This window comes from Rhodothermus bifroesti (assembly GCF_017908595.1).
Lineage (GTDB): Bacteria > Bacteroidota > Rhodothermia > Rhodothermales > Rhodothermaceae > Rhodothermus > Rhodothermus bifroesti.
In genome coordinates this window covers 78720-93177 of sequence record NZ_JAGKTL010000005.1, presented here as the reverse complement: position 1 = coordinate 93177, position 14458 = coordinate 78720, and the positions used below count along the sequence as shown (strand labels likewise).

Here is a 14458-nt window from a genome sequence, read left to right as displayed (position 1 = left end):
GTCAGCGATCTCGCCCATTGGTCTTTCAACCCATTCACCCACCACACCCCAGCCCCTTTCGGTTTTTGGCTATGACCAATACCAGCGTAACCCCGCAGTGCAGTTTTCTTCGCACGCATGGTCCCGCGACAACTATAAAACAACTATAAATATTTGCGCGCGCTCATAATTTAGCGCCTTCGTTCATAACATAATTTGTGCCCAACCAAACCAACTTGCCAGGGGTAACTAAACAGTCTAAGAATCGTGTTGCCTGAAAAGGGCCGAGCTGATGCAGTTCGGCGGCCTCGCACCGCGTGATCCGACCATGCCTCTCCACATATGGCATGACCATTTGCTCTTTTTGGAGCAGCTCAAAGCCCCGCTGCCGTACATAGGCGGCAGGTTTACCCAAACGGCGATAGGTCGCCGCGGAGAGATGCCAAGTGCGGCCTTTGCGTTCGCCGCGAATTTCCACAACGCCAAACTCGACCAGACGATTGAGCACAGCTCTAACCTCGGTTTCTGATTTTGGGATAAGGCGCATAGCCTCGTCAGTGGTCAACCGCCGGTCCTGCCCCAGAGGGCGTTGAGAATGGGCAGGTCGTCAAGCCTAAGCTCGCGCCCGGCCCAAGCCGCTTCTACAAGAAGGCGGGCAAATCAGCCCCTGCTAAAAAAAGTGGGGTAACAGTTTCAAGCATCAAATCTACGCGGCTCATTTTTCTACATCGCTTGCTTATGCGACACGTACCCTACGTCTGGCTTTTAGCGCGTCTGGTAGGCGACCCCATACCAGCAGCGCGTTTTGCTTTCGAGGAGACGATATCGCCCAGTGCGCCAAAGCCGCAACCGGTGAGCTCACCTGCACCAACCAGCCAGGCAAAGTGCACCGCCTCTGGGGGACCCTCAACAATGACCGGACACAGGCTCCCGCGATGATGGATACCCTTAATGCAAACAAGCTTTGTTCGCGCGCGCACGTAGTGCCGGTCGAAGCGCATCGTCGCGCTGGAGGCCAAATGCCCTAGGCCAGCCGCTTCCAATTTGCGCCGAAAAACCCGCGTGAGTGCCTCATCGGCAGCGGGATGATCCCAAATGAGATATTCCCGACCACCATCCGGACGCGTTCGCCGCACCACTACGGGGGTTAACACCTGCAACCGCGCGCGCTCGCCCCAATTAGGCGACGCCACCACCTCCACCTGCATCACCTTCATGCCCGCCAATACATACGGGCGCGCAAAAATGCCCTCCACCACCCGTTCTGCTTGAACCCTATCATAAAAGCTCAACAACCACGTCGCACCTTGGGGAAAAACTAACCGCGTACCTTCCATATGGCCGCCCAGAAGCCAACTAAAGCTGTACAGGCTTAGGCCATCATGCCATGCATTCTGCCCCAGCCAGCGGTGCAGTACACCAGCCAATCGGTAAGGATACCTAAAGCTAATAGGCTCCAGCGCAGGGGAGAGTAACAACCGCAGTCGCATGTTTAGCACGCTTCTGTGGCAGAAAGCCTCAACTGTTGCAAAGATACACGCGGCAACCCAATACACCTCCCGGAAAGGCAATGCCGCCCTGCCGGTTAGGCCCCTACGCACCCCTTAGCTACTTTTAGCCAAGGTTGAACTTGCAGGTAATCCTAGCGCTGGCTATCGTCCGAGGCGACACCCCAAACTGCAGGCAGCGCGCAACGGCCAGCACGCCGCCATTACACCTCCCAGATCTGCAGCACCTAAAGCGGACGTCCCCCGGTCGACCGCTCTCTGTCACCTAAAGACACCCACAGGTATTGTTGTATAACCTCAAAGGACAATTTTTTTCCTAGAGCGAAAGGGCAACAGCTCTTCCTAAAGCGTGACGGGACAATCGACTATCCTAAGGTTGCCTTAACCATGAGCAACGCGGCCATCCGAGGCAACCCCACCGTTTCATGGGGCTTAGGCCCTAGGATTTACGTAGCAGAACGTGTTTCAGAAACTTCAATCGGCTCTGCAACATCGGGCACTTTTTTACCGAAAAGACGCAAGCCTAAAAGCGTGACAGGTGCGCACAGCAGCATAGCAGCCCACCAGGGAAGGCCTAAACCCGCGGGCAACGTGCCCAGCAGCACAGCTACTATCCCGACAAAAAACGCATAGGGAAGCTGCGTGCGCACATGCTCAATGTGATCGCAGCCGGAAGCCATCGACGAGAGAATCGTGGTGTCGGAAATGGGCGAGCAGTGGTCTCCCCACACGGCTCCGGCTAAGACCGCCGATACCGTCGAGTAGATAATGTGATGGTACTCTGCCTGGGTATGCAGGCCATCGGCAGCCAAAACGTGCCAAGCTAGCGGTACTACCAAAGGCAGCAATATGCCCATCGTACCCCAGCTGGTTCCAGTAGCAAATGAAGTGGCCGCGGCGAGCACAAACACCAATGCCGGCACTACACCAGGCTCAAGTGCTGTGCTCAAGGCTGAAGCCAGGTATTGGGCAGTATGCAGCACTTCGGTCGTGGCCGATAGCGCCCAAGCCAAAAGCAATACCACAATGGCAAACAGCATCGACTTTACGCCTGCGTACCAAGCGTCGATCGTTTCGGTAAGCGAGAGGATACGCTGGCCGATCGACAAAGCTGCAGCAACGAGTACGCTCAGCAGCGAGCCCCACATAAGGGCGCGGTAGGCATCGGCGCTCCCGATGATTTCGCGCAGCGACGTGCCCTCGCCAGTTGCGTAAAGCCCCCCCAAGACCGAAAGCACCAGCACCAGCACGGGCAGCAACGCATTAAGCGCGCGATGAGGCTTATCGGGGTTGGGAGCTGTATCTTTGCTCTCAGCGGCAGCCTCATCAATGCGGGCACCAGGACCCAAAACGGCACCTGTGGTGCGGGCGCGAAGCTCCGCCCGGTACATGGGACCAAAATCACGCCCTGTCCAAGAAACCGCTAAGGCAAACAAGAGCGCTAGCCAGGGATAAAAGCTGTAGGGGATCGAGTTCAAAAAAATCGAATACGCCCCTTCATCATAGTCTGGAATCTGGGCAACCGCTGCACCGACCAGTCCGACTTCATAGCCGATCCACGTGGTTACAAAGGCCAGGCAGGCTACCGGCGCCGCTGTGGTATCAACCAGATAGGCCAGTTTTTCTCGAGAAATGCGGAGCCGGTCGGTTACTGGCCGCATCGTGTTGCCTACCACAAGCGTGTTGGCATAGTCGTCAAAGAAGATCAAAAGACCTAGGAAAAACGTGGCCAGTTGACCACGGCGAGGATTGCTAGCCCAACGAACCAAATGTTGCACCACACCGCGCATGCCCCCATTTTTGGAAATGATGCCCACAAGGCCACCAATCATCAAGGAAAACAGCACAATGGCAGCGTGGTCGGGATTGGCTAAGGCCTGACGCACGTAGACGTCGAAGGCATCCAAAAGCCCACGCCAGAGTCCGTAGAGCGATAGTTCAACGGCTAGCCAAGCGCCCAGCCAGATGCCCAAAAACAGCGCAGGGATTACCTGTCGGAAAAGCAATGCAATTAGAATGGCCAAAAGCGGGGGCAGCACCGAAGTCCATCCCGGCAAGACGCGCACTTCGGTCTGCGCCAGCAGCCGATCGCCTTGGTAAACCGTAATCGGTACCCGGCCGCTTTGCGACACACGCACGCTGTCGGCCTCAAGACGGCCCTCTTGCCAAGACAGGGGGTAAGCGTGCTCGGCAACGCGCAGGAAATACGTGCTGTCGGGCGCAGCACCTTCAATCCAAACCTGGAAGGGTAGGCCTTGCAGCACGGGATTCGGGGCGTGCACGTGCACTTGCCCAAAGGCGCGGGTAGCGCAAAAAACTCCAGCGGCAAGCAGCAGTAAACGCGTATTTTTCATACCTAAAAGGCTTCGCTTCCTGTGCCAAAAATGCGGTCGCCTGCATCCCCTAGGCCTGGGCGAATAAACGCGTTGGCGTCGAGGCCCCGGTCAACAGCAGCCGTCACGATCCGTACCTCGGGGTGCACTTCCTGAAGTGCCCGGATGCCCTCTGGTGCAGCAATCAGGCAGACAAACGTGAATCGCCGCGCCCCTTGGGCTTTGAGATGGTGGATGGCTTGGATGGCGCTTCCACCGGTGGCTAGCATAGGATCCACGACAAAGACGCGGGCCGTTTCGATACCGCCAGGGATGCTTCGGTAATAATCGATCGGCAGCTTTGTCCGTTCATCGCGCTGCATCCCCAGGTGGCCAATACGCGCTTCCGGTACAAAACGTACAAAGCCGTCTACCATGCCCAATCCCGCCCGCAAAATGGGGACCACCACGATCTCCTCGGCCAGCCGGTAGCCTGTGGTGGGCTCTAGGGGCGTTTCGATGGGGATCGGCTCGGTGGCAAGGTCGCGCAGCGCCTCATAAGCTAAAATAGCAGCAGCATTCGCAACGAGCTGGCGAAATTGACCATGCGGCGTCTCGCGCTGGCGCAAAAGCGTGAGGTCACGACGCAGCAGCGGGTGATCCACAATTGTAAGCGAACTCATGGCTTGCGCGCTTGCGTTTCGAGCTTTTTGCGGCGCTGCTCTTCGACCAGCCGCCGGTGCACCTCGTAGTTTTCGCGCCAGGGCTGACGTTCAAAGTAGCTGTCGGTGAGCTTTTTCAGCAATCCAGAGAGCATTACCAGCGAGATCACGTTCGGCAGCGTTACTAGCGCCAGTGCCACATCGCCTATGCCCCAAATGGTGGTTACCGCGACAACTGCTCCCAGAAAATGCATGATGAGATAAACCACTTTGTAAGGTACAATCCCCCGGGTTCCAAAGAGATAGTACGCGCAGCGATCCCCATAATAGCTCCAGGAGATCGACGTAGAAATCGCAAACAAGAACACGCTGAGCAGCACAATGTACTGGGCAAGGCCGCTAAGCCCAATGTCGGCTAGTCCACGCTCAAAGCCCAAGGTTGTCAGGGGTGCGCTGCTACGGACCGCGTCCCCATAGAGCGTGGTGTAGAGCTGACCGTTGTCGCCCTGGGCTTGTGCACGCAGGGGATAGAGCGTACCTGTAAAAGGCTGCGTTTGGGCTCGGTCGACAAACAAACGCGGCACACCCACGCTAAAGTAGGCCAGTTGGGGCTGGCCTTCAAGTGGGCGACCGTCGACATAACGGATCGCTTCGGGGGTAGCCACGCGCCGATAGCCCTGCACGTCGTCGCCTACCACATACGAGATGTTTACGTCACGCAGCGGCAGTGCCGAAGGCACCCGATCGTTCCATACGCCCGTGATGACGATCACCAGCCCTGTCATCGTGCAGATCACGATCGTGTCGATGAACGGCTCTAGCAAGGCCACTACACCTTCCGAGACAGGCTCATCTGTCTTGGCTGCTGAGTGCGCAATCGGCGCTGAACCTTGGCCGGCTTCGTTCGAAAAAAGCCCACGCTGCACGCCATAGGTGAGCGTTGTCAACAGCGCCCCCATGCCCGTGCCAGCTACGCCTGCTGTAGGATTGAACGCCTCGCGAAAGATGGTCGCAAAAGCAGGCAGCAGTTGGTCCCAGTTAATAACCAGGATCACCAATGCGGCCGTCACATAGATCCCGGCCATGAGCGGCGCCAGCACTCCTGTAACAGCCCCAATGCGCCGAATGCCACCGATAATAACCAAGCCAACCAACGTGGCGGTAATCAACCCCGTGATCCACGTTTCGATACCCAGCGTATCGCGAAACTGGGTAGCAATCGTATTGGCCTGCACCGCATTGCCCGTCATGAAAGACGTCAGCATGAGCATGAAGGCGAAAAAGACGGCCACCGGCTTCCATCCTAGTCCACGTTCGATGTAATACATAGGGCCGCCGGCCACTGAACCAGCCCAAACCTTTCCGTCCGACGTAACAGGCACCCGGAAATGCTGCGCCAGCGTCACCTCGCTGTACTTGGTAGCCATCCCTAGAAAGGCGGTCACCCACATCCAAAAAAGCGCGCCTGGACCCCCGACATGAATGGCGATGGCCACCCCAGCAATGTTGCCTACACCCACGGTAGCCGAAAGCGCTGTTGTAAGCGCTTGGAAATGGGGCACATCCCCAGGCTCATTAGGGTCGTCGTACTTCCCCGAAGTGACCGCAAAGCCATGGCCCAGCTTGCGAATCTGGATAAACCGCAACCGCAACGTCAGAAACAACCCAGCGCCTAACAACCCCACAACTAGAACCGGCGCCAAAAAGCTGTTCAGCTGGCTAATGATTTGGCTCAAAACCTCCATGGGTTCTTTTCTTTTATGGTCGCAAGCAAAAATATCGGCCTAATATAACACCCTCCGAAGTTAAAGGAAGGGCTTTTAGAGGGTTTGGGGGTCAACCTCGACAAGTTGGCCGTTCAAGATGGCTAGCGTGCGGGCAGGGTATTTTTTGACCAGCCGGTAGTCGTGCGTAGCCATCAGCAGCGTCATACCCTGCCGGTGCAGGTTGAGCAAGAGCTCCATGATTTCATCCGAGACGCGTGGATCTAGGTTGCCTGTCGGCTCATCGGCCAGCAAAATCCAAGGGTCGTTGACAATGGCTCGTGCAATCACCACGCGTTGCTGCTCCCCACCGGAAAGCTCATGCGGATAGCGCCGGCGCTTATGGGCTAGCCCGACCAGGGCCAAGGCTTGCATCACGCGCGCTTTGACTTCACTGCCCCGCTTTCCCGTCACATAAAGTGCAAAAGCAACGTTCTCATAGACGTCGCGATCGGGCAGAAGCTGAAAATCCTGAAACACCACACCCAAAGTGCGGCGCAAGTAGGGAATTTCCGCTGGCTTAATGCGGTCTGAGCGATAATCCCCTACTTGGCAGACACCGGTCTCGGGCAATAGGTCCATGTAAATCAGCCGCATGAGCGTCGTTTTGCCGCTGCCTGTAGGACCGATCAAGTAGGCGTGCTCCCCGCGGCGAATCTCAAAGGAAAGCTGTTCAAAAACCGGGCGGCGCTGACCGTCCGGTAGCGGATACGAGACGCTCACATTACGAAAGACAATCACGGCATTCTGTTTCGTTTAGGATATTCGGCGCACTACCCAGTGAATCCGTTCAGAGGTTTCGGTAGCCGGACGGTAAGAGAAGTTATCATAAGCGGCTTCAATCTGAAAAGCCTGCGTTTTGAGCAAGGCTTCGATTTCCCTCTGCGTGTAGGCGCGCTGCACGTGACGCTCGCGATAGCGCTGGCCACCGATCTCCAGCTCGAAAAGGGTGGTGTGCAGGCGGCGCACGGGGTCATAGCGACTCCGTCGCACGTACCGAAAGGCTTCGGTTTCACCGGCATCTTCGAAGTCGGCCTCCCGACCCAGCGAATTGGCCGGCGTGCTTTGGTCAAAGATAAACAAGCCCCCCGGCCGCAGTGCGGCATGCGTTGAGCGCAGCAGCGCGCAGATCCCCTCAGGTTCGAGTACATAGTTGAGACCATCAAAAAGCAAAAGCACGACGTCGACCGGCTCAGCTACGCGGTAGTTTGTAAAATCCGCCTCTGTGAAAACCACAGGGCTATTGCTGCAGGCAGCCTTTTCGCGGGCTACAGCAAGCATGGCTGCGGAGCGATCTGTAGCATGGTAGCGGTACGGTCCCATAGGCTGCAGCGCCAGTGCCAACGAGCCCGTTCCACATCCAAGCTCCAGCAGACTAGAGGCCCCTGGCAAAAAGCGTTGGATAAGCCGGTGCACATAGCAGGCCCAAGCGCTGTAGTCTACGTAGGCCATGACGCGATCGTATCCCCGTGCAAGCAAGCTGTAGGGGACCACTTCTTGCACGCGTACTGTCTTGCTCATGACGCAGCTGTCGTAAACGAAGCCGCAAGGCGCTCCTTGCGTCGCCGAGCAATATCCCAGGCAAGATACAAGGCGCTGCGCATGCTTTCGGGTGAGGCCTTGCCTTGGCCGGCAATGTTGTAGGCTGTGCCATGGTCAGGCGAGGTGCGCACAATCGGCAGTCCAGCTGTATAGTTGACGCCGCTTTCGAAAGCCAGCGTTTTAAAGGGCACCAACCCCTGATCATGGTACATGGCCAGTACAGCATCGTAGCGCCGGTAGGCCCCAATGCCAAAAAAGCTGTCGGCCGGGAACGGTCCAAACACCAGATAGCCTTGCCGACAAGCTGCCGCAATGGCTGGTAAGAGGATCTCCGTTTCTTCACGCCCGAGCACGCCTCCATCCCCTGCATGCGGATTTAGCCCAAGAACAGCAATTTTAGGCCGATCAATGCCAAAGTCTTGAACCAAGCTTTGATGCAGGATCTCTACCTTCTCTAAAATCGCCGCCTGCGTAACGTGCTTGGGCACTTCTCCCAGCGGCATGTGGCCGGTAACCAACCCAATACGCAATCCATCGGCCACCATCATCATGGTGAAGCGCACGCTCTTGGTCAAACGTGCAATAAATTCGGTATGGCCGGGGTCTGTATAGCCCGCCAGAGCGATCGCTTCTTTGGAGATGGGTGCCGTCACCAGCGCATCGGCTTGGCCCTCTAGGCAAAGCCGCACCGCCTGCTCGACAGCCTTCATGGCCAACCGTCCACCTTCGGGGGTCACCTTGCCAAACTGCACCTTAGGCGACGAGGCTGCATCAACATTGAGCAGCACAAGCTGCCCCTCGGGCCACAGGTCAGGTACGCGCTCCACAACCAACAGCGACGGCAGCGGCAAATCCATCGCCTGGGCATGGGCTTCAAGCACAGCGGCCGAGCCTACTACCAGGGGATCAAAAAACTTAACCAGCCGCGTGTCGGCCAGGCATTTGAGAACGATTTCAGGACCAATGCCGTTTGGATCACCCAGCGTGATGGCAATGCGCAAACGTGTACGCCCTGTATCTATCCCCATAAGGAGCACTCCCGTTAGCACATGTATATTTTAACGCACACAAAACGGTTACCGACTGCCCAGAGATCCCGCAATGCCCGAAGCGACGCTGCAAGCACTTGCTGACCTGCTTAGCAAAGGGCGCATTGTTGTGCTCACCGGAGCTGGATGCAGTACCGAATCGGGCCTTCCCGACTATCGAGGCGAAGGCACGCGCCGTCGCAGCCGCAATCCAATTCAGTACCGAGCGTTTGTGACCGACCCAGCTGCGCGGGCACGCTATTGGGCGCGAAGCATGGTAGGCTGGCGCCGCTTTGCACAGGCGCAACCCAATGCCGGCCACTATGCCTTAGCGCAATTGGAACAAAGCGGCTTGCTCGTCGGGCTGATCACACAAAACGTCGATGGTTTACACCAAAAGGCTGGAAGCCAGCGCGTACTCGAGCTGCATGGCAACCTGGCACGGGTAAGGTGCCTTTCATGTGCTTACACGATCGATCGCGAGCTTTTTCAGCAAGAACTCTTAAGCCTGAATCCCACTTGGAGTGTCTGGGCAACGGCATTGGCGCCTGATGGAGACGCCGAGCTGCCCGAAGCGCTCACGCACACGTTTCGGGTTCCCAACTGCCCCCGCTGTGGTGGCATCCTAAAGCCAGACGTGGTGTTCTTCGGAGAGCATGTACCGCGCGAGCGCGTCGAAATCGCCCAGCAGTGGCTAACCGAAGCCAATATGCTCTTGGTAGCAGGTTCTTCATTAATGGTCTACTCAGGCTATCGGTTTCTGCTGGAAGCAGCTCGCCAAAATAAACCCATTGCAATCGTGAACTTGGGCCCTACGCGCGGCGATGCCCTAGCCAGCCTACGCCTTCAAGGACGCACAGGCGAACTCCTTCCCCGCCTAGCTCAAAGGCTAACTTATACCCTTCCCCGAGATTGACCACGAACTAAAGCAGCGCCAATCAGGTGCGCAAGGCGCAGCGGCTCGGGAAGCCGGGACTTGTGCAGCGTTGACTGGATAAGCTGACGGGCTTCAAACGCATCGGCTCCTGCCCAAGCCACATACAAGCCGCGGGCCATGAGGGCCGCCGGTGGCGTTCGCTCCAGGATGGCCAAGCGGTCATGCAGCCCCGCTACGCGAAGCGCATCCGCCAACTCACTATTGGCCGTATCGTGGCGCGTAACCGCCAGCACGGGCAACCCAAGCTGCCCTGCTAGCCCAGCTAAATCCACTACGGCCAACCCGGCCAGCGTGATACCACCTAGCACCACTGCCTGCAGCGAAGGCCGCCAACGCAGTGTCTGAATCCATTCCGCTAAAAATGTGGTTACCTCAGCCCCATCGATCGGAAAACGCGTAATAGCTACCCCCTCGACCAGGGTAGCGCCCTCCATCATCACACCCACCACCGGTACGTCTACATCCTCCCCCCGTTGAAAGGGGGCATCATCAATGCCTAGCACATGAGGTCGCCTGGCGGTCATGAGACCTCGCGAACAAATCGGTTGTAAATTGAATCAAACGCTAGCTGCACGTCGCGGTCATCCAGGTAAATGTTGAACTCTGTCGTCGTCGAGGCCACTTCCACAACGTTAATGTTTTGCAGGGCGAGCTGCTGCAAAAGCTGGTAAAGCAAACCAGGCGTCTCTAGATACCTTTCCTGAAACTTCACGCCCAATCCAGCCAAATTGCGATACACCCTTCGGGGAATCACGTGCAATACTTGGGGAATCAAGGCCATGTGCCGCTGTTCTAGAATGACGGTCACCTCGCTTACCCCCTCGGTAAGCGTTAGATACCCCCCTTCTTGTTGCACCCGGCCAAAAAGCTCGGCCAGCTCACGCAACGTGGCCAGCTGCTTGGGCAGCGTTAGCGCACACAATCCGCCCTGCACGTTGATCCGGTCTACCCGAAAGCGCCGCTGCAACGCCGGCTGCTGGTTTTCCCAGCGCCGCTGCAAACGCGACAAACTCATCAACACCGCCGAAGGCTGCACCGACTTGTGCACGCGCGCCTCAACCAAAGGACAAATAAAACGTGCTACCTGGCTCAGATTCAGCAGCCGGTGATGCAACCCAAACTGTAACGCCGGATTGGCCTCAATAATCGCCTGAACCGCCTCGGAAACTTTACGCATGGGTCCTGAGCGACAAACTCATTTTGTTTTAAATATAACAAATTTTGTTGTAGAGTGATTTTTTTCTTCAAAAAACTTTTTCTCCCCAAGCGTTGTGCATTATGCTACGTGCTGGTTCCTACTGGCAAGAATGGCACACAGCATCTATGACACCTCGTTGGGTTGTTTTGAAGTTTGGTGGTACGAGCGTTTCGACGCTCACGCGCTGGGAAACCATAGCGCGAATTATTCAGGATCGTCTAGCGGAAGGGTTGCGTCCTGTCGTGGTCTGCTCTGCACTTTCGGGGATTTCGAATGCCTTGGAGCGGTTGTTGCGCGAAGCCATAGCCGGTCGCGGTGCGGAAGTGTTGGCCAGCATCCGGCAACCCCATTTGGCACTGGGCCAAGCCATGGCATTGGACGCGGAAGCCTTGCTGCAGCCTTACTTTGAAGAGCTAGAGCGCATTGCACTGGGCGCCTCGCTGCTAGGTGAGGCAACGCCGCGACTGCAAGCGCGCGTGATGGCCATGGGCGAGCTTATGGCCACTACGTTGGGTGCAGCCTATCTGAATCGTATGGGCCTCCGCACGCGGTGGTGGGACGTGCGGGAGCTGCTTGAAACTGTTGAGGAAACGCACGCCAACGAAGCCCGCCGTTACCTCTCGGCCACATGTGCCTATGGGCCAGATCCTTCCTTGCAAGAACGGATGGCGGCAGAGCCTTCTGACGTCATCCTCACGCAGGGCTTCATTGCGCGTAATCGGCGGGGAGAAACCGTGCTTTTGGGCCGTGGCGGTTCGGACACCTCGGCAGCTTACCTGGCGGCCAAACTGCAAGCGCAACGGCTGGAAATTTGGACCGATGTGCCGGGCATGTTTACGGCCAATCCCCGTCAGATTCCTTCGGCCCGGCTGCTGCGTCACTTGGACTACGACGAAGCCCAGGAACTGGCCACTACGGGCGCCAAAGTACTCCATCCTCGTTGTCTAGAGCCCGTGCGGGCCTATCGCATTCCGCTGCATGTTAAAAGCACCGACCATCCCGAGCTTGAAGGTACCATTGTATCGGCTGAAGCACCCGATGTTGGCCCTCGCGTCAAAGCCATCTCGTGCAAGACAGGCATTACCCTGGTGTCTATGGACACCGTAGGCATGTGGCAACAGGTGGGCTTTTTGGCCGACGTGTTTGCTGTCTTTAAGCGGCACGGGCTTTCGATCGACCTGGTGGCCACCAGCGAAACCAACGTCACCGTATCGCTCGACCCTCAGGCAAACGCCCTTGGTCCGGCGCAACTTGAAGCGCTGCTTGAAGCGCTTAGCGCTTACTGCCAGGCCCGAGCCATCGGTCCCTGTGCTGTGGTCAGCTTGGTTGGACGCCACATCCGAGCGCTGCTCGACGAATTGGCGCCCGCCTTTGAGGTCTTCGGAGAACATCGCATCTACTTGATTTCCCAGGCTGCCAGCGACCTCAACTTTAGCTTTGTGGTCGACGAAGACCAAGCCGAGCGCCTGGTACGTCGCCTGCATGCGGAGCTGTTCGGGCGCCTTGAAGCCGACGCGCTCTTTGGTCCTACCTGGCGTGAGCTATTCGCGCCAAAGCCGCCGGTCACCCCTGCGCAACCCTGGTGGCATCGGCGTCAAAAGGAACTCCTCGAAGTAGCTCGCCAGCATGCGCCCTGCTACGTGTACGACGAAGGCACGCTTAGCGCACAGCTTGAAGCATTACGCACCGTAAGGGCCATCGATCGCGTGTTTTATGCCCTAAAAGCCAACGACCACCCCGAGGTGCTGCGCGTTTTCTACGAAGCTGGGCTGGGTTTTGAGTGCGTCTCGCCCGGTGAGCTAAAGCACCTACGCCAGCTTTTTCCAACGCTTGCGCCCGAACGCGTGCTCTTTACGCCCAATTTCGCAGCTGCTGAAGAATACCAAGAAGCGTTTGCACAGGGTATCTTTGTGACGCTCGACAACCTGCAGGCCCTAGAAGCCTGGCCCGAGCTGTTTCGGGGACGTTCCGTGCTGGTCCGGTTCGATCCAGGCCGAGGTGCGGGCCATCATCGCTACGTGCGCACGGCTGGCGCCCAGTCAAAGTTTGGCATTGCACCGGCCGATGCGGAGCGTTTATGCACGCTGGCCAACCAGCTCCAGCTGCATATCATTGGACTGCATGCGCATGTAGGCAGTGGCATCCTGCAGCCGGAAACCTGGGCTGAAACTGCCCTTTTTCTGGCTGAGCTGGCCGAGGCCTACTTTCCGGAGGTCCGCTACTTGGATGTAGGGGGCGGCCTTGGGGTAGCCGACCGGACTGGCGTGCCCGGTTTAGATCTCGAAGCTGTCGAAAGCCATCTCGAGCGCTTTAAAGCAGCGCATCCACGTTACGAACTCTGGCTAGAACCCGGACGCTTCCTGGTTGCCGATGCCGGGGTACTCTTGGCCCGCGTCACGCAGATTAAAACCAAAAACGGAGCCCGCTATATCGGTCTTGAAACCGGTATGAATTCCCTCATACGTCCCACACTCTACGGTGCTTACCACGAAATTGTGAATCTAAGCCGCTTAGATGCTCCAGCTACCCAGACCGTAGACGTTGTGGGGCCGATTTGCGAAACCGGTGATGTGCTGGGCTACAGCCGCCGTTTGCCTGACACCCAGCCAGGGGATGTGCTACTGATTGCGCAAGCAGGAGCCTATGGGGCGGTGATGCAGTCCCACTACAACCGGCGGCAACCCGCACGTGAAATTTTTCTTTCGGCTACAGCTGCACCAAGCACGCCCACCTTCACGCAAACCACGGTTGCGTCATGAAACTAGCCTTAGTTGGCACCGGCAACATGGGGCAAGCCATCGAAGCCCTGGCACAGCGGCAAGGCGACGAAATCGTGGCCCGTTTTAATGAAGCCTCTCCGCTGCCTGTCGATGCTGAGGTCTCTGTGCTCCATGGGGCAGACGTAGTGTTGGATTTTACGTTGCCCCACGTGGTGCGGGCGCACATCGACGCCTACTGCCGCTGGCGCATCCCAGCGGTAATTGGCACTACCGGCTGGTACGACCAGCTCGAAGCCGTCCGGCAACAGGTAGAAACCCACGGTGCCGCTGTGCTCTATGCACCCAACTTTTCTTTAGGGGTAGCGCTCCTGAAGCATGCGCTCCAAAGCATACTGCCCTTGCTGGAGCGCTTGCCCGACTACGACGTGTATATTCACGAAGTACACCACACGCAGAAGGCCGACAGCCCTAGCGGCACTGCCTTGATGCTGGCCCAGCGGGTGATCGAAGGACTTTCGCGCAAAAAGCGCATTGAACCTGAAACAGTCCATGGGCGCATTGCCTCTGAAGCACTGCATGTGACCTCAACGCGTGCTGGACGGGTCTTCGGCCGCCACACGGTAGGCATCTGTGGTCCATTTGACGAGCTGATTTTTGAACACCGCGCCGCAAGCCGCGAAGGTTTTGCCGCAGGAGCCCTGCAGGCTGCACGCTGGCTTGTGGGACGACGCGGGTTCTTTTCGCTGGATGATATGCTGCACGACTGGCTAAAGCACACGTTATCCCCTGCAACCAACCCTTCCTGATGC

General features: G+C 57.5%; 13 protein-coding genes. 3 read left to right on the top strand and 10 right to left on the bottom strand.

Going from position 1 to position 14458, the window contains the following annotated elements:
* Positions 1–163: 163 nt before the first annotated feature.
* The 8 genes from J8E65_RS11375 to pdxA form a co-directional block, all read right to left on the bottom strand.
* Entirely contained in the window at positions 164–526 is a 363-nt protein-coding gene (locus J8E65_RS11375) for a hypothetical protein (protein WP_210376155.1), read from the bottom strand.
* A 205-nt stretch (positions 527–731) separates the two neighbouring features.
* The gene (cas6, locus tag J8E65_RS11370) at positions 732–1469 is read right to left on the bottom strand and encodes a CRISPR-associated endoribonuclease Cas6 (protein ID WP_210376153.1); all 738 of its coding nucleotides are present in this window, start codon (positions 1467–1469) and stop codon (positions 732–734) included.
* A gap of 464 nt (positions 1470–1933) precedes the next feature.
* Positions 1934–3841, bottom strand: coding sequence for a Na+/H+ antiporter NhaC family protein (locus J8E65_RS11365; protein WP_210376151.1), 1908 nt, complete (start codon positions 3839–3841; stop codon positions 1934–1936).
* Between the two features lie 2 nt (positions 3842–3843).
* Positions 3844–4482, bottom strand: coding sequence for a uracil phosphoribosyltransferase (gene upp / locus J8E65_RS11360; protein WP_210376149.1), 639 nt, complete (start codon positions 4480–4482; stop codon positions 3844–3846).
* Positions 4479–6206: an alanine/glycine:cation symporter family protein gene (locus J8E65_RS11355; RefSeq protein WP_210376146.1), complete on the bottom strand. Its 1728-nt coding sequence runs from the start codon at positions 6204–6206 to the stop codon at positions 4479–4481. The genes upp and J8E65_RS11355 overlap by 4 nt, the downstream gene beginning before the upstream one ends.
* A 75-nt stretch (positions 6207–6281) precedes the next feature.
* Complete coding sequence (locus J8E65_RS11350) at positions 6282–6965, bottom strand: cell division ATP-binding protein FtsE (RefSeq protein ID WP_210376144.1); 684 nt, start codon at positions 6963–6965, stop codon at positions 6282–6284.
* Between the two features lie 15 nt (positions 6966–6980).
* Positions 6981–7745 (bottom strand): class I SAM-dependent methyltransferase, encoded by a 765-nt coding sequence (locus tag J8E65_RS11345; protein WP_210376142.1) that lies wholly within the window; start codon positions 7743–7745, stop codon positions 6981–6983.
* Positions 7742–8794, bottom strand: a complete 1053-nt coding sequence (gene pdxA / locus J8E65_RS11340) for a 4-hydroxythreonine-4-phosphate dehydrogenase PdxA (RefSeq protein WP_210376140.1) — start codon at positions 8792–8794, stop codon at positions 7742–7744. The genes J8E65_RS11345 and pdxA overlap by 4 nt, the downstream gene beginning before the upstream one ends.
* Positions 8795–8867: 73 nt before the next feature.
* On the opposite strand from pdxA, the gene J8E65_RS11335 reads away from it, so the two are divergent.
* Complete coding sequence (locus J8E65_RS11335) at positions 8868–9710, top strand: NAD-dependent protein deacetylase (protein WP_210376138.1); 843 nt, start codon at positions 8868–8870, stop codon at positions 9708–9710.
* Here the strand turns inward: J8E65_RS11335 and J8E65_RS11330 are convergent.
* Together J8E65_RS11330 and J8E65_RS11325 are read right to left on the bottom strand one after the other, a co-directional pair.
* A complete protein-coding gene (locus tag J8E65_RS11330; RefSeq protein WP_210376136.1) occupies positions 9689–10255 on the bottom strand; it encodes an endonuclease dU in 567 nt (188 codons plus the stop codon). The genes J8E65_RS11335 and J8E65_RS11330 overlap by 22 nt on opposite strands.
* A complete protein-coding gene (locus J8E65_RS11325; RefSeq protein WP_210376134.1) occupies positions 10252–10908 on the bottom strand; it encodes a hypothetical protein in 657 nt (218 codons plus the stop codon). Before J8E65_RS11325 ends, J8E65_RS11330 begins: the two co-directional genes overlap by 4 nt.
* A gap of 146 nt (positions 10909–11054) precedes the next feature.
* Between J8E65_RS11325 and J8E65_RS11320 the strand changes: the two genes are divergently transcribed.
* Together J8E65_RS11320 and dapB are read left to right on the top strand one after the other, a co-directional pair.
* Positions 11055–13688: a bifunctional aspartate kinase/diaminopimelate decarboxylase gene (locus tag J8E65_RS11320; RefSeq protein ID WP_210376132.1), complete on the top strand. Its 2634-nt coding sequence runs from the start codon at positions 11055–11057 to the stop codon at positions 13686–13688.
* On the top strand, positions 13685–14455 hold the full coding sequence (gene dapB, locus J8E65_RS11315; RefSeq protein ID WP_210376131.1) for a 4-hydroxy-tetrahydrodipicolinate reductase: 771 nt from the start codon (positions 13685–13687) through the stop codon (positions 14453–14455). Before J8E65_RS11320 ends, dapB begins: the two co-directional genes overlap by 4 nt.
* Positions 14456–14458: the final 3 nt, after the last annotated feature.